The 22,382-nt window shown below is 54.9% G+C and carries 19 protein-coding genes and 1 pseudogene; 13 read left to right on the forward strand and 7 right to left on the reverse strand.

The genetic code is table 11. The annotated features are described in order from the left end of the window. Positions 1-118: 118 nt before the first annotated feature. The 4 genes from gyrB to dnaA form a co-directional block, all read right to left on the reverse strand. A complete protein-coding gene (gene gyrB, locus D9980_RS19865) occupies positions 119-2,533 on the reverse strand; it encodes a DNA topoisomerase (ATP-hydrolyzing) subunit B (protein WP_121608239.1) in 2,415 nt (804 codons plus the stop codon). Between the two features lie 18 nt (positions 2,534-2,551). Then, positions 2,552-3,637 (reverse strand): DNA replication/repair protein RecF, encoded by a 1,086-nt coding sequence (gene recF, locus D9980_RS19870; protein WP_024483312.1) that lies wholly within the window; start codon positions 3,635-3,637, stop codon positions 2,552-2,554. Between the two features lie 155 nt (positions 3,638-3,792). Continuing rightward, positions 3,793-4,893, reverse strand: a complete 1,101-nt coding sequence (gene dnaN, locus D9980_RS19875) for a DNA polymerase III subunit beta (RefSeq protein WP_021181393.1) — start codon at positions 4,891-4,893, stop codon at positions 3,793-3,795. Positions 4,894-4,898: 5 nt separating this feature from the next. After that, positions 4,899-6,293 (reverse strand): chromosomal replication initiator protein DnaA, encoded by a 1,395-nt coding sequence (gene dnaA / locus D9980_RS19880; protein WP_021181394.1) that lies wholly within the window; start codon positions 6,291-6,293, stop codon positions 4,899-4,901. Between the two features lie 684 nt (positions 6,294-6,977). On the opposite strand from dnaA, the gene rpmH reads away from it, so the two are divergent. The 8 genes and pseudogenes from rpmH (at position 6,978) to D9980_RS19920 (ending at position 13,711) form a co-directional block, all read left to right on the forward strand. After that, on the forward strand, positions 6,978-7,118 hold the full coding sequence (rpmH, locus tag D9980_RS19885; RefSeq protein ID WP_004093983.1) for a 50S ribosomal protein L34: 141 nt from the start codon (positions 6,978-6,980) through the stop codon (positions 7,116-7,118). 18 nt (positions 7,119-7,136) lie between these two features. Next, the gene (rnpA, locus tag D9980_RS19890) at positions 7,137-7,496 is read left to right on the forward strand and encodes a ribonuclease P protein component (protein WP_004950547.1); all 360 of its coding nucleotides are present in this window, start codon (positions 7,137-7,139) and stop codon (positions 7,494-7,496) included. Then, positions 7,460-7,717: a membrane protein insertion efficiency factor YidD gene (gene yidD / locus D9980_RS19895; protein ID WP_025120915.1), complete on the forward strand. Its 258-nt coding sequence runs from the start codon at positions 7,460-7,462 to the stop codon at positions 7,715-7,717. Before rnpA ends, yidD begins: the two co-directional genes overlap by 37 nt. A 2-nt stretch (positions 7,718-7,719) precedes the next feature. Next, entirely contained in the window at positions 7,720-9,360 is a 1,641-nt protein-coding gene (gene yidC, locus D9980_RS19900; protein ID WP_121608240.1) for a membrane protein insertase YidC, read from the forward strand. A gap of 113 nt (positions 9,361-9,473) precedes the next feature. Continuing rightward, entirely contained in the window at positions 9,474-10,838 is a 1,365-nt protein-coding gene (mnmE, locus tag D9980_RS19905) for a tRNA uridine-5-carboxymethylaminomethyl(34) synthesis GTPase MnmE (RefSeq protein ID WP_121608241.1), read from the forward strand. 255 nt (positions 10,839-11,093) lie between these two features. Next, positions 11,094-11,813 carry a 4'-phosphopantetheinyl transferase superfamily protein gene (locus D9980_RS19910; protein WP_121608242.1) on the forward strand — a complete coding sequence of 240 codons (720 nt, stop codon included), beginning with the start codon at positions 11,094-11,096 and terminating at the stop codon, positions 11,811-11,813. A 187-nt stretch (positions 11,814-12,000) separates the two neighbouring features. Continuing rightward, a pseudogene (locus D9980_RS19915) lies at positions 12,001-12,566 on the forward strand (NADPH-dependent FMN reductase). Positions 12,567-12,658: 92 nt separating this feature from the next. Then, positions 12,659-13,711 (forward strand): hypothetical protein, encoded by a 1,053-nt coding sequence (locus tag D9980_RS19920; RefSeq protein ID WP_121608243.1) that lies wholly within the window; start codon positions 12,659-12,661, stop codon positions 13,709-13,711. Positions 13,712-13,796: 85 nt separating this feature from the next. On the opposite strand, the gene D9980_RS19925 is transcribed toward D9980_RS19920, so the two are convergent. After that, a complete protein-coding gene (locus D9980_RS19925) occupies positions 13,797-15,134 on the reverse strand; it encodes an NCS2 family permease (RefSeq protein ID WP_121608244.1) in 1,338 nt (445 codons plus the stop codon). A gap of 212 nt (positions 15,135-15,346) precedes the next feature. Between D9980_RS19925 and yieH the strand changes: the two genes are divergently transcribed. Then, the gene (gene yieH / locus D9980_RS19930) at positions 15,347-16,012 is read left to right on the forward strand and encodes a 6-phosphogluconate phosphatase (protein WP_121608245.1); all 666 of its coding nucleotides are present in this window, start codon (positions 15,347-15,349) and stop codon (positions 16,010-16,012) included. On the opposite strand, the gene D9980_RS19935 is transcribed toward yieH, so the two are convergent. After that, positions 16,002-16,889 carry a LysR substrate-binding domain-containing protein gene (locus D9980_RS19935; RefSeq protein ID WP_162304300.1) on the reverse strand — a complete coding sequence of 296 codons (888 nt, stop codon included), beginning with the start codon at positions 16,887-16,889 and terminating at the stop codon, positions 16,002-16,004. The two genes, yieH and D9980_RS19935, sit on opposite strands and share 11 nt — an antisense overlap. A 244-nt stretch (positions 16,890-17,133) precedes the next feature. Between D9980_RS19935 and D9980_RS19940 the strand changes: the two genes are divergently transcribed. The 4 genes from D9980_RS19940 to D9980_RS19955 are packed head-to-tail and all read left to right on the forward strand — an operon-like array spanning position 17,134 to position 21,527. Next, a complete protein-coding gene (locus tag D9980_RS19940) occupies positions 17,134-18,495 on the forward strand; it encodes an MFS transporter (RefSeq protein ID WP_074030819.1) in 1,362 nt (453 codons plus the stop codon). 29 nt (positions 18,496-18,524) lie between these two features. Next, positions 18,525-19,028, forward strand: a complete 504-nt coding sequence (fae, locus tag D9980_RS19945) for a formaldehyde-activating enzyme (protein ID WP_121608247.1) — start codon at positions 18,525-18,527, stop codon at positions 19,026-19,028. 10 nt (positions 19,029-19,038) lie between these two features. Beyond that, positions 19,039-20,085, forward strand: a complete 1,047-nt coding sequence (locus D9980_RS19950; protein WP_024527366.1) for an aldo/keto reductase — start codon at positions 19,039-19,041, stop codon at positions 20,083-20,085. After that, positions 20,082-21,527: an NAD-dependent succinate-semialdehyde dehydrogenase gene (locus D9980_RS19955; protein WP_121608248.1), complete on the forward strand. Its 1,446-nt coding sequence runs from the start codon at positions 20,082-20,084 to the stop codon at positions 21,525-21,527. The genes D9980_RS19950 and D9980_RS19955 overlap by 4 nt, the downstream gene beginning before the upstream one ends. A gap of 92 nt (positions 21,528-21,619) precedes the next feature. Here D9980_RS19955 and D9980_RS19960 read toward each other — a convergent pair whose 3' ends face one another. Next, a complete protein-coding gene (locus D9980_RS19960) occupies positions 21,620-22,180 on the reverse strand; it encodes a DUF1440 domain-containing protein (RefSeq protein WP_024484700.1) in 561 nt (186 codons plus the stop codon). Positions 22,181-22,382: the final 202 nt, after the last annotated feature.

A 22,382-nucleotide genomic window follows, 5' to 3' on the forward strand; every position in this document is an offset into this window, starting at 1 on the left:
TCTCCCAGTGGTTTTTTCTCATGCTAACGCGTTTCAGCTTGCCTTGTTAGTGCTAAAAACGGCATAAAAAAATCCGCGCGGGCGAACCGGCGCGGATTTTTAATAGCCAAATAAGGCGTTAGATATCGATATTCGCCGCTTTCAGGGCGTTTTCTTCGATAAAGGCACGGCGTGGTTCAACCGCATCGCCCATCAGGGTGGTGAACAGCTGATCTGCCGCAATAGCGTCTTTCACCGCTACGCGCAGCATACGCCGCTGATCGGGATCCATAGTGGTTTCCCACAGCTGGTCCGGGTTCATTTCGCCCAGCCCTTTATAGCGCTGGATCGACAGGCCACGGCGCGACTCTTTCACCAGCCACTCCAACGCCTGTTCGAAGCTGTCTACCGGCTGGCGACGTTCGCCACGTTCGATATAGGCATCTTCTTCCAGCAGGCCGCGCAGTTTTTCGCCCAGCGCACAGAGCCTGCGGTATTCACCACCGCGGATAAATTCAAAGTCCAGCGGGTAGTCTGTATCAACACCATGGGTACGGATACGCAGCACCGGTTCAAACATCTGGCGTTCACGGTTTTCAACCAGCACAGAACTGTAGCTGCTACCGTGCTGCTCGTTATCGTTGAGCAATTTCACCAGCGATTCGATCCAGCTTTCCACCTTGGCGCGGTCACCCAGATCGTCTTCGTTCAAGGTTGGCTGGTAGATCAGGTTGTTCAGCAACGCACGCGGGTAACGGCGTTCCATCCGGCCAATCTGCTTCTGCACGGCGTAATGTTCAGCCACCAGCTTCTCTAACGGCTCACCCGCCAAGGCTGGTGCAGAACCGTTGGTGTGCAGGGTCGCGCCGTCGAGGGCGATGGAGATCTGATACTGATCCATCGCTTCGTCGTCTTTGATGTACTGCTCCTGCTTGCCTTTTTTCACCTTGTACAGCGGCGGCTGGGCAATATACACATGGCCACGCTCGATGATTTCCGGCATCTGACGATAGAAGAAGGTCAACAGCAGCGTACGGATGTGCGAGCCGTCGACGTCGGCATCGGTCATGATAATGATGCTGTGATAACGCAGTTTGTCCGGGTTGTATTCGTCACGGCCAATGCCGCAGCCCAGCGCGGTGATCAGCGTGGCAACTTCCTGTGAGGACAGCATCTTGTCGAAGCGGGCTTTCTCAACGTTGAGGATTTTCCCTTTCAGCGGCAAGATCGCCTGGTTCTTACGGTTACGGCCCTGCTTGGCTGAGCCGCCCGCAGAGTCCCCTTCCACCAGGTAGAGTTCGGACAACGCCGGGTCACGTTCTTGACAGTCCGCCAGTTTGCCTGGCAAGCCAGCCAAATCCAGCGCGCCTTTACGGCGGGTCATTTCACGCGCTTTACGCGCCGCTTCACGAGCACGGGCCGCATCGATGATTTTACCAACCACGATCTTGGCATCCGCTGGGTTTTCCATCAGGTAATCCACCAGCTTCTCGTTCATCAGCGATTCGACCGCCGTTTTCACTTCCGAAGACACCAGCTTGTCTTTGGTCTGGGAAGAGAATTTAGGATCGGGCACTTTCACCGAAACCACGGCAATCAGACCTTCACGCGCATCGTCACCGGTGGCGCTGATTTTGGACTTCTTGCTGTAGCCTTCTTTATCCATGTAGGTGTTCAGGGTACGGGTCATCGCGGCACGGAAGCCAGCCAGGTGAGTCCCCCCATCACGCTGCGGGATGTTGTTGGTGAAGCAGTAGATGTTTTCCTGGAAACCATCGTTCCACTGCAGCGCTACTTCAACACCGATATCGTCTTTCACGGTTGAGAAGTAGAACACCGTTGGGTGGATCGGCGTTTTGTTCTTGTTCAGGTATTCCACAAACGCACGGATACCGCCTTCGTAATGGAAGTGGTCTTCTCTGTCGTTGCGCTTGTCTTTCAGGCGAATAGAAACGCCCGAGTTGAGGAACGACAGTTCACGCAGGCGCTTGGCCAGGATGTCGTACTCAAACTCGATGTTATTGGTAAAGGTCTGGAAGCTCGGCCAGAAGCGCAGGGTGGTACCGGTCTGATCGGTTTCACCGACGACTTTCAGCGGGGCCTGTGGTTCGCCATGCTTGTAGGTTTGCTCATGGACCTTGCCTTCGCGGCGGATCACCAGCTCCAGCTTTTCTGACAGGGCGTTAACAACCGAAACGCCTACGCCGTGCAGACCGCCGGAAACCTTATAGGAGTTGTCGTCAAACTTACCGCCGGCGTGCAGTACGGTCATGATGACCTGTGCCGCAGACACCCCTTCCTCTTCGTGGATACCGGTTGGGATACCACGGCCATCATCCTGCACCGAGACGGAGTTGTCGGCGTGGATCGTCACCTGAATGTCGCTACAGTGGCCAGCGAGTGCTTCGTCGATAGCGTTGTCCACGACCTCGAATACCATGTGGTGCAGACCGGTGCCGTCATCAGTATCACCGATATACATGCCCGGACGCTTACGTACCGCATCCAGCCCTTTTAATACCTTGATACTTGAGGAGTCATAAGAATTCGACATCAACGTTTCTCGCTCATTTTAGTCCTGTGGTTGAACCTCTATTTTACCTTGTTCCACGCGGAACATCTTGCCCTTTTCACCCATCATGTCGGTTACTTGTTCAGCGCTTACCGCACTGACAAAAACCTGAGCCTGGGTGGCTTTCAGGCGATCGGCCAGCAACCGGCGACGGCCGGTGTCCAGCTCGGAGGCAAAATCATCAATCAGATACAGGCAACGCCGCCCGCTCTGACGGGTGAGAAACTCACCCTGCGCCAAGCGCAATGCGCACATCAGCAGTTTAAGCTGACCGCGCGATAACAAATCCTCTACCGGCGTGCCTTCGGCACGAATGCGGAAGTCCGCTTTATGCGGCCCCACCGCGGTATAGGTTAACGCCCTGTCGCGCTCAAACTGGCGCTCCAGCAGCTCTCCGTAGTCGCTCTCTTTGTCCCAGCCGCGCTGGAAAGAGAAACTCAGGGCAAATTCGGGCAAAAACTGCGCGCAGGTCGCGGTGATATCCGCGGCAATTGCGTCGCTGTAAGCTGCCCGCCACTCGCTGATACGCTCGGCCAACGGGATCAGTTCCTGATCCCAGGCGCGGATCTGCGCATAGCGACTGACCTGGCGCAGCGCGGCATTGCGCTGCTTCAGTAACCTTTTCAGGTTGCTCCAGGCGGTGAAAAAACCGGGTTCGTTGTGAAAACAACCCCAGTCTAGGAAGGCACGCCGATACTTCGGCCCGCCATTAAGCAGGGTAAAACCTTCGGGGGTGATCAACTGCATGGGCAGTAGCTGTGCCAGCTCTGCCACCTTATGACCATCACTGCCATCGATGCGCACTTTGCTGTCACCCTGACGGCTCTTACTCAATCCTACCGATAATTCGCGCCCGCTGCCTTCGATCCGGCCATGCAACACAAACTCCGGCTGATCGTGGCGGATCACTCGCCCGGCCTGCAAGCTGCGAAACGCGCGCCCATGACCAAGGGTATAAACCGCCTCCAGTACGCTGGTCTTGCCGCTGCCGTTGGCCCCCACCAGGAAGTTAAACCCCGGCGCAGGCGCCAGATCGGCAGCTTCGATATTGCGGAAATCTTTAATCAGTAAGCGCGTCAGAGCCATACTGTAGTTGTCTTAATCATCTAACAATCCAGGGCGTTATCGTCGCAGGTCATTTGCGTGCGGCCAGCGCACAGCAACCGCAGCGTACTTAAAGTACGTGAGGATTGCGAGCACTGCCCAATCGCAAAGGGGCAAGTAAGATAGCCCGATAATTTCTACAGTCGCATTGGCATGACGACGTAGGCGGCAGACTTACTGGCACCGTCCTCGATCTGCACGCTGGAGACGGAATCGGTCAGCAGCAGGCGCACATCTTCACACTTGAGCGCGTTCAGCACGTCCAGCACATAGCTGACGTTGAAACCAATTTCCATCTCGGTGCCATCATAGCTGACATCGAGGATCTCTTCCGCCTCTTCCTGTTCCGGGTTGTTGGCGGTGATCTTGAGCTGGTTCTGGCTGACGTACAGGCGCACGCCGCGGAACTTTTCGTTCGACAGAATGGCCGCACGGGCAAACGCCTGCTTGAGCAGGTCACAGCCCGCTTCCAGCGTTTTGTCCGGGTTCTTCGGCAATACGCGGCGATAATCAGGGAAACGGCCGTCAACCAGCTTGGAGGTGAAGATAAAGTCACCGACGTGGGCGCGGATGTTGTTGCTGCCAATCTGCACCCGTAGCGGCGTATCACCACCGTCCAGCAAGCGGACCAGTTCCATCACCCCTTTACGCGGCACGATCACCGAATGGGTAGGCAACTGTTGGCCAATCGGCATTGAACACACCGCCAGGCGGTGGCCGTCGGTGGCGACGGTGCGCAGCTCTTCCCCTTCGGTTTCAAACAGCATACCGTTCAGGTAATAGCGCACATCCTGATGAGCCATCGAAAACTGGGTGGCTTCAATCAGGCGCTTTAGCGTCGCCTGCGGCAAGGTGAACTCCACCTCGCTCTGCCAATCATCCAGATTCGGGAAGTCTATCGCCGGCAGCGTGGACAGCGAGAAGCGGCTGCGGCCAGAACGCACCAGCATACGGTCGCCTTCGAGGATCACCGTAATCTCCGCCCCTTCCGGCAGGCCACGGCAGATATCAAAGAATTTACGCGCGGGGACGGTCGTCGCGCCCGCTTCATGGGGCTGAGACAGGGCAACGCGGGCCACCATCTCCATCTCCAGATCGGTACCTGTCAGCAACAGGGAACCTTCCGTCACCTGCAGCAGCAGGTTACCCAGAATTGGCAGCGTCGGGCGGCCACCCAGTGGGCTGCTCACCTGTTGCAGCGGTTTTAGCAGATGCTCACGTTCAACGATAAATTTCATATGGGCTATGACGACAATGTTCTGATTAAATTGGAGAAATCTTCTTTGATGTCGTGACTTTCCTCACGCAGCTGCTCGATCTTCCGGCAGGCGTGCAACACCGTAGTATGGTCGCGGCCACCAAACGCATCGCCGATTTCTGGCAGGCTGTGGTTGGTGAGCTCTTTTGCCAATGCCATCGCCATCTGGCGCGGGCGGGCAACCGAGCGCGAACGCCGTTTAGACAGCAGGTCCGCGATTTTGATTTTGTAGTACTCGGCCACCGTCTTCTGGATATTGTCGATGGTGACCAGCTTTTCCTGCAACGCCAGCAGATCCCGCAGCGCTTCACGCACGAAATCGATGGTGATGGCGCGGCCAGTAAAGTTGGCGTTGGCGATCACCCGGTTCAGCGCCCCTTCGAGCTCACGCACGTTGGAACGCAGGCGTTTGGCGATAAAGAACGCCACTTCGCCCGGCAGACGGATATCGTTCTCGTCGGCCTTTTTCATCAGGATCGCCACGCGGGTTTCCAGCTCCGGCGGCTCGATCGCCACCGTCAGGCCCCAGCCGAAGCGGGATTTCAAACGATCTTCCACCCCGTTGATCTCTTTTGGATAGCGATCCGAGGTCAGGATGATCTGTTGATTACCTTCCAACAGCGCGTTAAAGGTATGGAAGAACTCTTCCTGTGAACGCTCTTTGTTGGCAAAGAATTGAATATCATCGATCAGCAACGCATCCACCGAGCGGTAGTAGCGTTTGAATTCTTCAATGGCGTTATTTTGCAGCGCCTTGACCATGTCCTGCACAAAGCGTTCCGAGTGCATATAGACCACTTTGGCATTGGCCTTACGCGCCATGATGCCGTTGCCTACCGCATGCAACAGGTGCGTTTTACCCAGGCCGGTACCGCCATACAGGAACAGTGGGTTATAAGCGCCCCCCGGATTGTCTGCCACCTGCCGCGCCGCAGCACGAGCCAGCTGGTTAGACTTACCCTCAACGAAGTTATCGAAGGTGTGCTTGGGGTTGACGTTGGAACGATAGGACAGCTCAGGCGGCGGTGCCGCGTTGTCCCAGCTTGGGCGGGACGGCGCAGCCGTGCGCACCACCGGGGCTACCGGAGCGCTGTTGACGCTGGCCATCACGGGCTGGCTGAGGGTTTGTGTCAGTGGCTTGCTGCCCACCTCAAAACGCAACAGCGGCGCATCCGTACCGCAGAAATCATTCAACAGGCCATTGATATTGTTTAAGTACTTATCGCGAACCCAATCCAGCACAAAGCGATTGGGCGCATACAGCGCCAGGGTATTGTCACTCAGTTCCGCCTGCAATGGGCGTATCCACATACTAAATTCTGTGGCAGGTAACTCATCCTGCAATCGGGCAAGACACTGCTGCCAAAGCGAAAGTGACACGGCGGACTCCACTCGAACAAGATCAATAAAAAGAAAAGAATCAGGCTACTTTTTTATAACTCATGATTTTTGACACACGCCCGGTATTGGCTGAAAAACCTGTAGGGTATGCGAACCGCCTTTCACGGTTTATGCCCTTAACGATCCTGTTTTGGGATCGCGATCGGAATGACGGATCATAGCGCAATCTGCGCAAGAGATCCTCCCCTTCATCACAGATTAGATCCATTTTATCCACAGCCCGTGAAGAGTGGCTAGTTTTTAATCAACACAGGATCGACACCGATGAGATCTGAGCCTGTGGGGCTGGGTTTTAGCACCTTTCACAGGTTATACCTGGTTATCCACGCGGATCCTTGCAGAAAACACGCAGGATCGTACGGAGATCCTTGTGATTTACCCCCGAGTCCGTATAATCTTCGCCCACGTGTGATACCTGGTTCCTTAATGGTGAGTCATTTAGCCAAGACAGGATTCTGCGGTGACCACGGGCCAACACCGGATTTTACTCCGAATTGGCAGACAACCAGGTAGGCTAGCGCGATGTGAATTGACTCAGGACTGTACAATTATTACAATCCCGCCTCTTTATGTATTGCGATTGAGGCGTCGGTCATCTTCACGCCGAGTAGCCAAACGCATTTGACTTATCAGTATTTCATTTAAGTTTAGGTAGAAATCGCTATGAAACGCACTTTCCAACCGTCCGTACTGAAGCGTAACCGTAGCCACGGTTTCCGTGCTCGTATGGCCACCAAGAATGGTCGTCAAGTTCTGGCCCGCCGTCGTGCGAAAGGCCGTACTCGTCTGACTGTTTCTAAGTAATAAAAGCTAACCCGCTGAGTGGTTAAGCTCGCTTTTCCTAGGGAGTTACGTTTGTTAACTCCCACTCATTTCACTTTCGTCTTCCAGCAGCCACAACGGGCTGGCACGCCGCAAATCACCATCCTCGGCCGCCTGAACCAGCTGGGGCATCCCCGCATCGGTCTTACCGTCGCCAAAAAACACGTCAAACGCGCGCATGAACGCAACCGGATCAAACGCCTAACCCGCGAAAGCTTCCGTTTACGTCAGCACGAGTTACCGGCGATGGATTTTGTGGTGGTGGCCAAAAAAGGGATAGCGGATTTGGATAATCGTGCACTGACGGAAGCTTTGGAAAAATTATGGCGTCGCCACTGTCGCCAGGCTCCCGCATCCTGATCGGGCTGGTTCGGGCGTATCAGCTCGTACTCAGCCCGCTGCTTGGGCCACGTTGTCGCTTCCAGCCGACATGTTCTCATTACGCAATTGAGGCATTACGCAGGTTTGGCATGTTAAAAGGCAGTTGGTTGACATTGAAACGCGTATTAAAATGCCACCCTTTGAACCCAGGTGGCGATGATCCCGTGCCGCCGAAAACCGACGATAACAGAGAACACTAACGATGGATTCGCAACGCAATCTTCTCCTCATCGCTCTGCTGTTCGTGTCTTTCATGATCTGGCAGGCCTGGCAAGTGGACAACGCTCCGCAACCAGTAGCCACCCAGACCACGCAACAGACTGCGAACCCAGCAACCGGTGATGCCGCAAGTTCAGCTGTACCAGGCAGTGGCCAGGGTAAACTGATCACCGTTAACACTGACGTGCTGTCGCTGAGCATCAATACCCGTGGTGGCGATATCGAGCAGGCTAAACTGTTGGCCTACCCGGATACCCTGGGTTCATCGACTCCATTTACGCTGCTGGAATCCACCCCGTCATTCGTCTACCAGGCACAAAGCGGCCTGACAGGCAGAGACGGCCCGGATAACCCGGCAAACGGCGAGCGTCCTCTGTTTGAGGCGGCGCAGGATACCTTCACGCTGGCTGATGGCCAGGATGAACTGCGTATTCCGCTGACCTTTACCGGCAAAGACGGTTCGGTCTTCACCAAGACCTTTGTGCTCAAGCGTAACCATTATGCCGTTGGCGTGGACTACTCCATCGTCAACAAAAGCGCGACTCCGCTGGAGCTGACCCTGTTTGGCCAGTTGAAGCAGACCACCGACTTGCCTAAGCATCGTGACACCGGCAGCAACAACTTTGCACTGCACACCTTCCGTGGTGCGGCTTACTCTTCCAGTGAAGACAAATACCAAAAGTATGCGTTCGACAAAGATGAGAATCTGAACGTCACCACCCAAGGCGGCTGGATTGCGATGTTGCAACAGTACTTCGCCACCGCGTGGGTGCCGCAGACTCAGGGCGTCAACACTTTCTATACCTCCAAGCCAGGTACCAACCTGTCTGCCATCGGCTTTAAAGCTGAGCCAGTGATTGTGCAACCAGGCGCTGAGAAGCAGCTGAATGCTACCCTGTGGGTTGGCCCGGAGCTGCAAGATCAGATGGCCCAACTGGCACCGCATCTGGATCTGACCGTCGATTACGGCTGGCTGTGGTTCATCTCCCAACCGCTGTTCAAACTGCTGAAGTTCATTCACAGTTTCATTGGCAACTGGGGCTTCTCGATCATCATCATCACCTTCATCGTGCGCGGCATCATGTACCCGCTGACCAAAGCGCAGTACACCTCGATGGCCAAAATGCGTATGCTGCAGCCAAAACTGCAGGCGATGCGTGAACGTATCGGTGATGACAAGCAGCGTATGAGCCAGGAAATGATGGCGCTGTACAAAGCTGAGAAGGTGAACCCGTTAGGGGGTTGCTTGCCACTGGTTATCCAGATGCCAATCTTCCTGGCCTTGTACTACATGCTGATGGGCTCGGTTGAGCTGCGTCATGCGCCATTCATCTGGTGGATCCATGACCTGTCGGCGCAAGACCCGTACTACATCCTGCCAGTGCTGATGGGTGTGACCATGTACTTCATCCAGAAGATGTCACCAACCACCGTGACTGACCCGATGCAGCAGAAAATCATGACCTTTATGCCGGTGATCTTCACAGTGTTCTTCCTGTGGTTCCCGTCTGGTCTGGTGCTGTACTATATCGTCAGTAACCTGGTGACCATCGTCCAGCAGCAGCTGATTTACCGCGGGCTGGAAAAACGTGGTCTGCACAGCCGCGACAAGAAGAAAGTCTAGTATTGAGTTAGGCAACACCCGTAGGGGCTTATGCCCCTACGACATCAGTCACGTTGCCAGTAGAGGCGGTCATTAGACCGCCTTTTTGCATATTGTCAGAGAGATAAACCGCTATGAACACCACCGATACCATCGCTGCTCTTGCTACTCCGCCCGGACGCGGCGGTGTCGGCATCCTGCGCATTTCAGGCCGCGGAGCCAAGGACGTTGCCCTGGCGGTACTCGGTAAACTGCCTAAGCCACGTTATGCCGATTATCTGCCGTTCCGTGACGCCGAAGGCAGCACGCTGGATCAGGGGATCGCACTGTGGTTCCCCGGCCCCAATTCCTTTACCGGTGAGGACGTGCTGGAACTGCAGGGCCACGGTGGGCCAGTGATCCTCGATCTGCTGCTCAAACGCGTGTTGGCGCTGCCAGACGTGCGGATTGCCCGCCCAGGGGAGTTCTCGGAGCGCGCTTTCCTCAATGACAAGCTGGATTTGGCCCAGGCCGAAGCCATTGCCGATCTGATCGATGCCAGTTCCGAACAGGCAGCCCGTTCAGCCATGAACTCGTTGCAAGGCGCTTTTTCCCTCCGTATCCATCAGCTTGTGGAAGCGCTCACTCACCTGCGCATCTATGTAGAAGCGGCGATAGACTTCCCGGATGAGGAGATCGACTTCCTTTCGGATGGCAAAATAGAAGCCCAACTGAACGGCGTGATGGCCGATCTGGACGGCGTGCGGGCCGAGGCGCGTCAAGGCAGCCTGCTGCGTGAAGGGATGAAGGTAGTGATCGCCGGGCGGCCCAACGCCGGGAAATCCAGCCTGCTCAATGAGCTGGCAGGGCGTGAAGCGGCCATCGTCACCGACATTGCAGGCACCACGCGCGATGTATTGCGCGAACATATTCATATCGATGGCATGCCACTGCACATCATCGATACCGCCGGGCTGCGGGAAGCCAGCGACGAAGTTGAGCGTATCGGCATCGAACGTGCCTGGAACGAGATCGAACAGGCGGATCGTGTGCTGTTTATGGTGGATGGCACCACCACCGCCGCCACCGAACCCGCCGAGATCTGGCCAGAGTTTATGGCACGCCTGCCAAGTACCTTGCCGATCACCGTCGTGCGCAACAAAGCCGACATTACCGGCGAGACATTGGGCCTGAGCGAAGTAAATGGTCACTCACTTATTCGCCTGTCGGCGCGTACCGGTGAGGGGATCGACCTGCTGCGCGAACATCTGAAGCAGAGCATGGGCTTCACTAGCAATATGGAAGGCGGCTTCCTGGCCCGCCGCCGCCACTTGCAAGCACTGGAGCAGGCGGCACAGCATCTGGTGCAGGGTAAAGAACAGTTAGTGAGCGCTTACGCGGGGGAACTGCTGGCCGAAGAACTGCGGTTGGCACAGCAGGCATTGAGCGAAATCACCGGGGAGTTTACCTCCGATGACCTACTCGGGCGCATCTTCTCCAGCTTCTGTATTGGTAAGTAACCCAACGTTCAGATACACGACCTCTTCAGCGTCCAAAGCCAAACATTAACTCACTGTTAATGTTTGGCTTTATTTTTACATCCGCAAAAGCCTGCCCCACGAGCCCCCGCACCGTACTCCTGCCACTCCGCTGCTTTTTCATTCAACAGAAGAATAATTAAGAAAAAGATCATGCGAATTCTTAATGAAAAATCTTAACGTAATGCTTACTCTAACCCCCCAGTTTTTTTATGAGCCTCGGTCATGGAGTGAACAATGGCTTGTCATTTTATCCGATGGGATGCGGTTGCAGAGCGTTTAGATACCCATCGGCTCCCTGAAGACCTGATCGAAAGAACTGCCCGCTTCTCCGTCAAGCGCCGTCGGCGTTTTTTACAAGGCCGGATCCTGTTGGCCGAAATGATATTTTATTTGTATGGTATCCCGGTACTTCCCCCCATTGCTACGGCACCGACCGGGCGCCCCTGCTTTGCCGATCATCATCTACCTGACTTCAGCCTCGCCTATGCTGGCAATACCGTAGGCGTGCTACTGAGCCTGGAGGGCAAGGTCGGGTTGGATATTGAGGTGATGCGCGCACGGAGCCACAACCTGCTTCATCAATACTCCAGCACCACGGAGAACGCGTGGATTGCGGCGCAGAACGACCGCTTGGAAGCCGAAACCCAGCTGTGGAGCATCCGCCAATGCGTGCTGAAACTGGCCGGCTTGGGTAACAGCGGCCAGGGTTTGCTGAATTTGCACCCTTTTTCCGGCCAATTACGCTGCAATACCCTGCCCAACGTGAACGTCATGAGTGATGCAGGGGAGTATCTCAGCTGGGCCTGCGCCCATCAGCCTGGCTTGGATAGGCTGATCTGCTGGCAATATGACGAAAGCCAGGGCTTACAGAAATGCGACGAAATTTCATCACGTAACCCACCTCCCTCCACACACTTTTTGAAATTGACCAGCCTCGCTTCTGTTACACGTTGAAAGCACCGATTTAACGTCTGTCTTCGGGGAATATACAAAACAAAACTTTTCTTAACGCATGATTTACTGCTTTGAATTGTAAAAACAGATAAAGACTTAGACTCTGCCTAGGATACATCACCTATTTGCCCTATTATCTGCTGGTTGTTCTAAGCTGAGTCTGTTCATCAGAAAAGGGAGAATCAAAATGTCAGAGCAAGCACTAAAGATCGTCACGCTACTGGGGAGCCTACGTAAAGGCTCTTATAACGCCATAGTTGCACGCGCTTTACCTCAGTTAGCTCCTCAGGGTGTCACTATCGAAGCCCTTCCCTCCATCCGCGATATCCCACTGTACGATGCAGACCACCAGCAAGAAGAGGGTTTCCCGGCCACGGTAGAAGCCATTGCCGAACAAATCCGCCAGGCTGACGGCGTGATCATCGTAACGCCAGAATATAACTACTCCGTGCCAGGTGGCCTGAAAAACGCCATCGACTGGCTGTCCCGTTTGCCTAACCAACCGCTGGCCGGCAAACCGGTGGCGATCCAGACCAGCTCAATGGGGCCGATTGGCGGCGCACGTTGCCAATATCACCTACGCCAGATCCTGGTGTTCCTGGATGCCATGGTGATCAACAAACCTGAGTTTATGGGGGAGTGATACAGAATAAGGTTGATGAGCAGGCGGGTGAACTGGTAGACCAAGGCACGCGGGATTTCCTGACCGGCCAGTTGTCCGCATTCAGCGACTATATCCGCCGCGTAAAATAAGCTGCCAGGCGGCGCCCAGAGATAACACTGTCGAAGGCGCCGTTTGTAATCGTTTTCTCATTAATATTATTGAAAAACAAAGTTATAAAATCATGCCTTTTTTTATTTTAGCCATCTTTTTGGCTTTTGCCACCAGTCCATTGTTTGCTGCACCCATGCTCTATCCTGAGGGAGAAGAGCCGCTAGAACTGCCTATCCATAGCCCGCTGAGTAAACCATTACCTCGCTCTTCCTACAATCAGGAGGATAAAAAAGCCGGCGCCACGTCGTTATACCTGACGCTGATGCGTGAAGATGGCCGTAATATCTGGGCCCCCTTTCAACTGGCTGCCTCCTCGGCCGAACAGGGCCAGACCGAGCTAGCCGAACGTTATCTGCAACTTAGCGCCAAGCGAGGGTTGTGGTATTACTACAACCTGCTGGAAGACGACTCGTTCAGCAGTATTCAGCAAAGTGACACCTACCGTTCAATTCTGGCAACCACCAAAGCGCGCTATCAGCAACACGCCGCAAAGTTTGAAGGTAAACCTCACTATGCCGTGCCGAGTGGCGAGCCCCCGGCAGGAGGCTGGCCAACCATCGTCTACCTACATCCCTACGGGAAAGCCGCCACTATCATCCCAGAGGATCGATTGCTGTTTGCCGAGGCCGGGGTGGCCTATATTGAGCTAAACGGCACGCAGATGCTGGAGGAAGGGAGCTTTCGCTGGTCTAACTACAGCTCTACCAGCACCCAGAACGCCATTCAACGCACCCTGGAAAACCTGGGCCCCAAGCTGAAGCTTAATCTCCAACAGGTTTACCTGACCGCCCGTGGGCAGGGGGCGCTACACGCGGCTAACCTGATGGCCAATTACCCGCAGTTTTATTCCGGAGCGCTGCTGATTGCCCCGAAGGGTCGCCTCCTCCCGGCTAAGCATTCACTGGCAGAAAGCAAACGTATCATGATTGCCTATTACGATCGGCAGAATTTCAACGATCGGGCGCTGGCGCTTGATTTTGCTGACTTGTTCAGAGGCAAAAATGAGGTCGAGATCGCCAATTTTGCCGAGGGGGAAGATAATATCGGTGGCTGGCAGACGCGGTATAACCGGCCTTTACGCTGGGTAATGGGTAGAGAGCAGGATGCCTCACCGGGCGCATAACGTAGAGGCGCAGCATGCTGCGCCCGTTTAACCTTTATCATCGATCTGAAAGGGGCTGAATGCCCCTTTTAATTACCGAAGATGATTAATGCCCGTCAACGAACGCAATTTTCAGTACAAACAGCAGCGCCACCACGATCACGCAGGGGCTCATTTCACGCCAGCGGCCGGTGCCCAGCTTCATAATGCAGTAAGAGATAAAGCCCAGGGCAATCCCTTCGGTGATCGAGAAGCTGAAAGGCATCATGGCGGCGGTCACAAAGGCCGGAACCGCTTCGGTCATATCTTCCCACTTCACCCGCGCCAGGCTGGAGGTCATCAGCACCCCCACATAAATCAGCGCGCCCGCAGCAGCATAGGTTGGCACCATTCCCGCCAGCGGTGACAGGAAAATCACCAGCAGGAAGAGAATACCTACCACCACGGCAGTCAGGCCAGTACGCCCACCAACAGCCACCCCAGAGGAGCTTTCAATATAGGCAGTGACCGAAGAGGTACCCGCAAAAGCACCGGCGACCGAGGTGATGCTGTCCACATACAGCGCCTGCTTCATACGCGGGAACTTGCCGCTTTCATCCGTCAAACCAGCCTTATCGGTCACACCGATCAGCGTCCCCGAGGAGTCAAACAGGTTAACCAGCATAAAGGAGAAGATCACACCTGCCAGGCCAATATTCAGCGCCCCGGCGATATCCACCTGGCCGACCACGGAGGTGACGTCCGGCGGTAGGGAAAATACGCCGCCATACTTCACGTCGCCCAACGCCCAGCCGATCAGCGTAGTCACCACGATGGAAACCAGTACCGCCGCATGGATATTACGCGAAGCCAGCACCGCGATAATAAAGAAGCCCAAGGCTCCCAGCAGTACGCTGTGGGAGGTCAGATTGCCTACCGCTACCAACGTATCCGGGTTGGCAACCACGATACCGGCGTTTTTCAGCCCCATCATGGCGATAAACAGGCCGATACCGCTGGTGATGCCCACGCGCAGGCTTAGCGGGATGTTGGCAATCATCCAATAGCGGATACGGAAAATGGTCAGCAACAGGAAACCGATTGCGCCCCAGAAAATAGCGCCCATACCAACCTGCCATGAAATACCCATCGCGCCGACCACCACAAACGCGAAGAACGCGTTAAGGCCCATCGCCGGAGCCAGCGCCACCGGCAGGTTAGCCAGCAAGCCCATCAGGATACTGCCCAACGCGGCAACCAGGCAGGTGGTGACAAACACCGCCTGAGTGTCCATGCCCGCCGCGCCCAGGATCTGCGGGTTAACGAACACGATATACACCATGGTTAAAAAGGTGGTGATGCCGGCAATCGTTTCCGTACGTACCGTGGTGCCGTGCTGCTTGAGTTTAAACACGCGCTCAAGCAAGCCCTGATTGGCATCAAGGCTGAGGTCTTGTTTGCTCATTATAGAATTCCGAAGAGGGATTAGGACTGTCGCTGGCTATCCTATAACAAAAAGTCCGGGTTTTGACCTCGCTCACAGGTTTTTTTCGCCATCTTTACGGCTAAAACGGCCAACAAGTTGTATTTATTGAGATTGATTGCCAAAGGGGGACAACCCGCTGCGATCCGGTTAAAGTAACAGCAGTCATGACTTAACCGAGGGCGCTTACCCCAATGAATCAGGTTGAATGTGTTTTATTTGATTGCGATGGCACGCTGGTAGACAGCGAAGTGTTATGCAGCAAGGCCTATGTGCATATGTTTGCCCACTACGGTATTGAGCTGGCGCTGGAAGAGGTCTTTAAAAAGTACAAAGGGATCAAGCTCTACGAAATCATTGAGCGGGTTAACGCCGAGCAGGGGGTCAATTTACCCGCCAGCGATCTGGAGCCGATTTTTCGCCAGGAAGTGGCCCGTCTGTTTGATGCCGAGCTACAGCCGATTGCCGGTGCACGCGAGCTGCTGGCACAAATGAATGCCCCGATGTGCACCGTTTCTAACGGCCCGGTGAGCAAAATGCAGCATTCGCTAGGGTTAACCGACATGCTGTCCTATTTTGATGACCGGTTGTTCAGCGGCTACGATATTCAACGCTGGAAACCCGATCCGGCCATCGTATTCCATGCAGCACAACAGATGCAGGTGCCCGTAGAGCGCTGTATTTTGGTGGATGATTCCGTTGCCGGTGCCCAGGCGGGGATCGCGGCTGGCATTCCGGTGTTCTACTTCTGCGCCGATCCTCATAATCAACCGATCGATCACCCGTTGGTGACGACGTTTGACGATCTGGCACAGCTGCCTGCGCTGTGGCAACAGCGGGGCTGGCAGCTTACCCGTTAACCGCGTCTACCCGGCCAATCTCGGCCCGCAACCAATCATGAAAATACTGTACGCGAGGTAATTCCCGCTTACCTGGCGGGATCTCCAACCAGTAGCCGTTGGTACTTTTCAGCTCCAGCGGCGAGAGTAGTATCAGCAATCCACTGTTCAATTCATTGCGGATCATCATCTTATCCAGCACCGCATAGCCCGCGCCGGTAATACAAGCGTTGATCACCTGATCCTGGGTGCTGAACTCCAATCCGCCAAGTTCTTGCACCTCACTGCGCCCTGCCGCTGCCAACCAGCGTTGCCAGGTGTCCATCCGGCTATCACCATCAAGAATATGCAGCTGCGGCTGGGTATTGAGCGGAGGGAACACGCCATTGATCATCAACAATGGGCTGCCCACCAGCACCAGTTGCTCATGACACAGCCATTCGCCATCAACACCTTCCGAAGCCTGGCCAAAACGAACCGCACAGTCAAAATCACAGTATTTCTGCCGGGTTTCGCTGATCAGGGCAATCTGCAACTGGCTATTACGCTGGCGCAGCGTGACCAGACGCGGGGCAAGCCAACGGGTGGCGAAGGTCGGTGCAATCTGCAAGCGCAGATGCTGCAAGGGATTATGCAGTTGCACGTGGCGCACGCCCTCCTCCAGAATATCCAACGATTGCCGCACCACCGGCAGCAGCAGCATGGCATCTTGCGTCAATGCCAGACCGCTGTGGCTGCGCACAAACAGCAGCTTGCCAAGAAACTCCTCCAACTGCTTCATCTGACGGCTAGCCGCGCTCTGAGTGATAAACAGAGCGTCGGCGGCCTTGCTGAAACTCAGCGTCCGGCAGGTTTCCTCGAATACTCGTAACATACTGAGAGATGGAAGTTTTCTCACCGTCCATTTACCTCGGCATCAAACACTCACAATGTTAATAACATGTTGTCAATTTGCTGCATTACCTCAGGGTGCGCAGCGTTTATTTACCTAAAACCAGAGGCAGATCACATGCATTTTCTGCTGAGGGGTATGACTAAAACGCACTCGCCTAGCGCCTCGCTCGCTGCCACATTGTTAACGTCATAAAAACAAAAAACCAACAACATCCCTACAAGCACCGCTCCAACAGGAGGACAGGTAGATGCAGCATTTAACACAACAACAGATCCGCATGGATGACGTCCCGTTAAATCGGTTCCATATCAAAATCGCCGGGCTGACCTTCGGCGCTCACTTCACCGACGGCTATGTGCTGGGCGTGATCGGCTTCGCACTGGCCCAGATCAAACCGCAAATGGGCCTTACTCCATTCTGGGAGGGCATGCTCGGCAGCTCGGCGCTGATCGGGCTGTTTATGGGTAGCCTGGTTCTAGGGTGGATCTCCGACTACATCGGCCGCCAGAAAATCTTCAGTTTCAGCTTTGTGATTATTACCCTCGCCTCGGCACTGCAATTCTTCGCCACCACGCCAGAACAGCTGTTCCTGCTACGGGTAATGGTAGGGATCGGGCTTGGGGGAGATTTCTCGGTAGGGCACACCATGCTGGCCGAGTTTTCTCCCCGTAAACACCGGGGCGTGTTACTCGGTTCATTCAGCGTGATCTGGACTTTCGGCTACGTGGCCGCCGGTTTCGCAGGCCACTTCCTGACGGCATTAGGGCCGGATGCCTGGCGCTGGCTGCTGTCTTCTTCAGCCATCCCCGCTTTGGCCATTCTGTTGATGCGCATCGGCACGCCGGAATCCCCACGCTGGTTGATGGGTAAGGGCCGGCGCGAACAGGCCATGGCGATCGTGCATAAATACTTCGGCCCGAATGTCTTGCTGATCGATGAGGCCCCGGTGATGTCCAAACAGCGTTTTCTGTCGCTCTTTGGCCCTAAATACCGCCGCCGCACCGCCTTTAACAGCCTGTTCTTCGTCTGTCTGGTGATCCCCTATTTCGCCATCTATACCTTCCTGCCCTCCATTCTCCAGGTGATGGGGTTGGATAACAGCTTCTCTACCGACCTGTTGCTGAACGGCCTGCTGATCGTCGGGGCGTTGTTGGGGATTGTGCTGACGGTGGTTTGCTCACGCCGTGGCTTCCTGATTGGCTCCTTTATCTTCCTCGCCGCCTGTCTGGTGATGCTGAGCATTATTCCTGCCAGCCAAACGGCCTGGCTGATCGCCTGCTTTGCCGCCTTTACGCTAGTGATGTCCGCGGTAAGCAACCTGGTGGGCGTTTTCCCCGCCGAAAGCTTCCCTACAGAAGTACGTTCAATGGGTGTCGGCTTCGCCACCTCGATGAGCCGTCTGGGTTCGGCTATCGGTACTGGCCTGCTGCCCCTGGCCATCGTGCATTACGGCATGCCAACCACTACCGCCATCCTGGCGTTGATATTGATTATTGGCGCCATCGTTTCCATCGCCTGGGCACCAGAAACCAAAGGCCTGACGCTGGTTGATGCTGCGCAAGGCCCGGTATCACAGGCAGACAACGCTTTCGCCGTTCCGGCTAAATAACACCATCTTGATGAGAACAGGAGATTTTTGTGGAAATGTATATCGGTGAAGGGTTTGAAGGTAACGGCGTCAATGCCTCGCATATCAATATCATGATCGGCCCTCGTAATGGCGTAGTCGGCCAGGCATTCGCCTCAAGCCTGGCCTCCCCCAGCCAAGGACATTGTCCTTTTATGGTGGTGATCAAACCCAATGTGCCTGCCAAGCCGATGACGCTGTACGTCAATAAAGCGGAGATCGGCGGTGAGCTGCATGGCAATGCCACCTGGGGAGCCTCGCAGGCCGCCATTGCCAAAGCGGTGACCGAGGCGCTGCTGGAGGGCATTTTGCCTGCACAGGCGGAGGATGAGTGGTGCATCGTCACCGCCAACTGGGTGAACCCAGGCTGTAACGATATCGACGAGGTTTATCGCAATAACTATCGTGCCTGTACCCAGGCAATTCGTACAGCGATGGAAAAATTGCCAACGCGCAGCCAACTGACCCAAGCCCTGCCGCAGTTAGGCAACCCTTTCTACACCCCTAAGGCATGAGGAGAGCGCCATGGAATACATCAATCTGGGCCAGTGTGGCCTGAAAGTCTCTCGCCTGTGCCTCGGCACCATGAATATGGGTAGCAAACAGTGGAAACCGTGGATTTTCGATGAAGCGCAAAGCGAGCCGTTGATCCGCCACGCGTTGGAAAGCGGCATCAACTTTATCGATCTGGCTGACTTCTACTCCAGCGGTGCCGGGGAAGAGGTGGTAGGACGGGTGATCAGGCGCATTGCCAACCGCGACGAACTGGTGCTGACCACCAAAGTGGGCTATCCGATTGGCGCTGGTTTCAACAATCAGGGGCATTCCCGCAAACATATCATGGAGAGCATCGACGCCAGCCTGCGTCGCCTGGGCACCGACTATGTGGATATCTACATGCTGCACTACTTCGACGTGACAACACCGATCGAAGAAACCTGGGCGGCAATGAACGATATCGTGCGTTCCGGCAAGGCGCGTTATGTCGGCGTATCGACCATGTATACCTGGCAGTTGGCCAAAATCCTGTGGTGCTGCGAACGCAACGGCTACGCCAAACCGATCAATATGCAATTGCAACTCAACTGCGCTTACCGCGAGGAAGAGCGTGAAATGATCCCGTTCTGCCGCGATCAGGGGCTGGGGGTATCGGTCTTCAGCCCATTAGCCAGGGGGTTATTGAGCTGCGACTTCAACTCCGTGCGCAACAAAACCGACTTCTTCACCCAGGAAATGTATGCCGATGCCACCTCGTTTAACGTGGCACAGTCGGTAAGCCAGGTTGCCCAGCAGCGCGGAGTCCCAGCCGCCCAGATTGCCCAGGCCTGGGTCATCAACCATCCCGGGGTCGACTGTATGCTGGTTGGAGCGGACTCAACACAACAGATCGACAGCGCCGTGGCGGCACTGGATACCCATCTCAGTGAAGATGAACGCTACGAGCTGGAGCGCAACTATACCCCTTGCGATGTGATTAACGACTACACCGCAGGCAAGCGTATTACGCGTGAAAGCCGTGCGGCGCGCGGTTTTTTTGCAGTAGATAACCTAGAGACAAGGAATATCGCATGACGGCTTATGCTTCATTGCTACGTACCGGCTGGTACTGCAACGGCAGTTGGCAAACGGCTGCCAGCACTTACCCGGTCAATAATCCGGCCACCGGCGAAAAGGTTACCGATATTGCGCTGGCAGGCCGCACTGAAACGCAGGCCGCCATTGCAGCAGCCGCCGCTGCACTCCCGGCATGGCGCGCTCAAACGGCCAAGGCGCGGGCAGAAATCCTGCAACGCTGGTTTCAACTGATCGTGCAGCATAAAGATCAACTGGCGGAATTGATGGTCACCGAGCAAGGTAAGGTGTTGAGCGAGGCCAACGGCGAAGTGGCCTACGCCGCAAGCTTTATCGAATGGTTCGCCGAAGAAGGTAAACGCGCCTACGGCAAGACTATTCAGGCAACCAAGAGTGGCAATCAAATCCTCACGTTTAAGGAGCCTGTTGGGGTGATCGCGGCGATCACTCCGTGGAATTTCCCTCTGGCGATGCTGACACGCAAGCTTGGCCCTGCATTGGCTGCGGGTTGTACTGCGGTGATCAAACCTGCCAACGAAACCCCGCTTTCCGCTTTCGCCCTGATTGTAATGGCTGAACAGGCAGGGGTTCCTGCCGGGGTGATTAACGCGGTCACCGGAGATACCGCCGCTATTGGTGAAACGCTGATGACCAGCCCATTGGTGCGCAAAGTCTCCTTCACCGGCTCAACCCCGGTCGGCAAGCTGTTGATGCGCCAGGCGGCAGATACGGTGAAAAAGCTGTCGCTGGAACTGGGCGGCAACGCGCCGTTCATAGTATTTGACGATGCCGATCTCGATGCGGCAGTCGCCGGGGCCATGGCGGCCAAATTCCGCAACAGCGGGCAAACCTGCGTCTGCGTCAACCGCTTCTACGTGCAAGACGGCATTTACGATCGCTTTGTCGAGAAATTGGCCGATGCCGCACGGTCACTAAAAGTGGCTCCGGGCATGACGCCTGGCGCTCAGCAGGGACCGCTGATCCATCTGAAAGCGGTTGAGAAAGTGGAGGCACACGTGCAGGACGCCCTGAAGCTGGGTGCAAAACTGGTGTGCGGTGGTGAACGCCATGCGCTCGGCGGCTCCTTCTTCCAGCCTACCGTGCTGGCCAACGCCACCGAGCGGATGCGTCTGGCGCAGGAAGAAACCTTTGGCCCGCTGGCCGCCTGCTTCCGCTTTAGCGACGAGGATGACGCCATCAGCCGTGCCAATGCTACGCCGTTTGGGCTGGCGGCCTATCTGTATACGCGTGATCTGGCGCGAGCCTTCCGCGTGACCAAGGCGCTGGAAAGCGGCATGGTTGGCGTGAATGAAGGGATTATTTCTACCGAGGTCGCGCCTTTTGGCGGAGTGAAAGAATCTGGGCTAGGCCGCGAAGGGGCGGATATTGGTCTGGATGAGTATCTGGAAACCAAATACGTTAATCTGGGGCAATTGTTGTAAATGCCCCTAACCCTACCCCTCTCCCAAGGGAGAGGGAATTGATCGAGTTCGTTGATATTCAGCGGAGAGAATACCCCGCTGAACTTTAGCGATTAACGATAAGATCCCAGCGGGACTTCGGCGTCAGGCTCATGGGTAATTCTGTTACGTAAGTCCCGACGAACTATCTCAATCACCCAAAACCAAAATATATGCCCCAAAATTTCAGAAAGGTACTCATCAAATGGCAACATTGAAAGCGGGGGAGTCAAACCAAGCAGAGGGAAACTAATGCCATGCACGGCAACGGTGGCAATGATACCCGCCAACACCCCCTGCCAAAGTTTGATCTTTGGAAAAACCTCGGCAACCAAGCAGTAACCGATAGCAAAGACCAGCGAAAATATGACGTGCGTAACCATAACCGGATTAATAATATGCTCAGAAAAGGTATATACCGTACCGGTTGGATCTATCCCAAGATAATCTCTTAAAAAAAGATAAGGCGGGTTAAATTCAGCCCGACCATCACTCAGGGTTCTTGGCGGTAGCGGAACCTCTGCCCCCCACTTGACAAAAGCAGAGAGGATCCCGCCAATAATGCCAACAAACAAGGCAACGCCATACCGCCGCCGACTTGGTTCCGTTCTAATAAATAACGCACTAATTTTCATAATGATAACCATCCAATGGAAATATATAAATCACTCTTATTTATACTCTAAATAACTCGAGCTGCATGATAAAAACACAATGCATTGATCACAATCATAAATTTAACGTAAAACGATAAAAAATCATTAGTAACCATAAGACATCAAGCCCCCACACCATGCTAATTAATTAGCCAGGGTATAGATAGGGGCAACCATTCCT

The organism is Serratia sp. 3ACOL1, assembly GCF_003668775.1.
In the GTDB taxonomy this organism is placed as follows: Bacteria; Pseudomonadota; Gammaproteobacteria; order Enterobacterales; family Enterobacteriaceae; genus Chania; species Chania fonticola.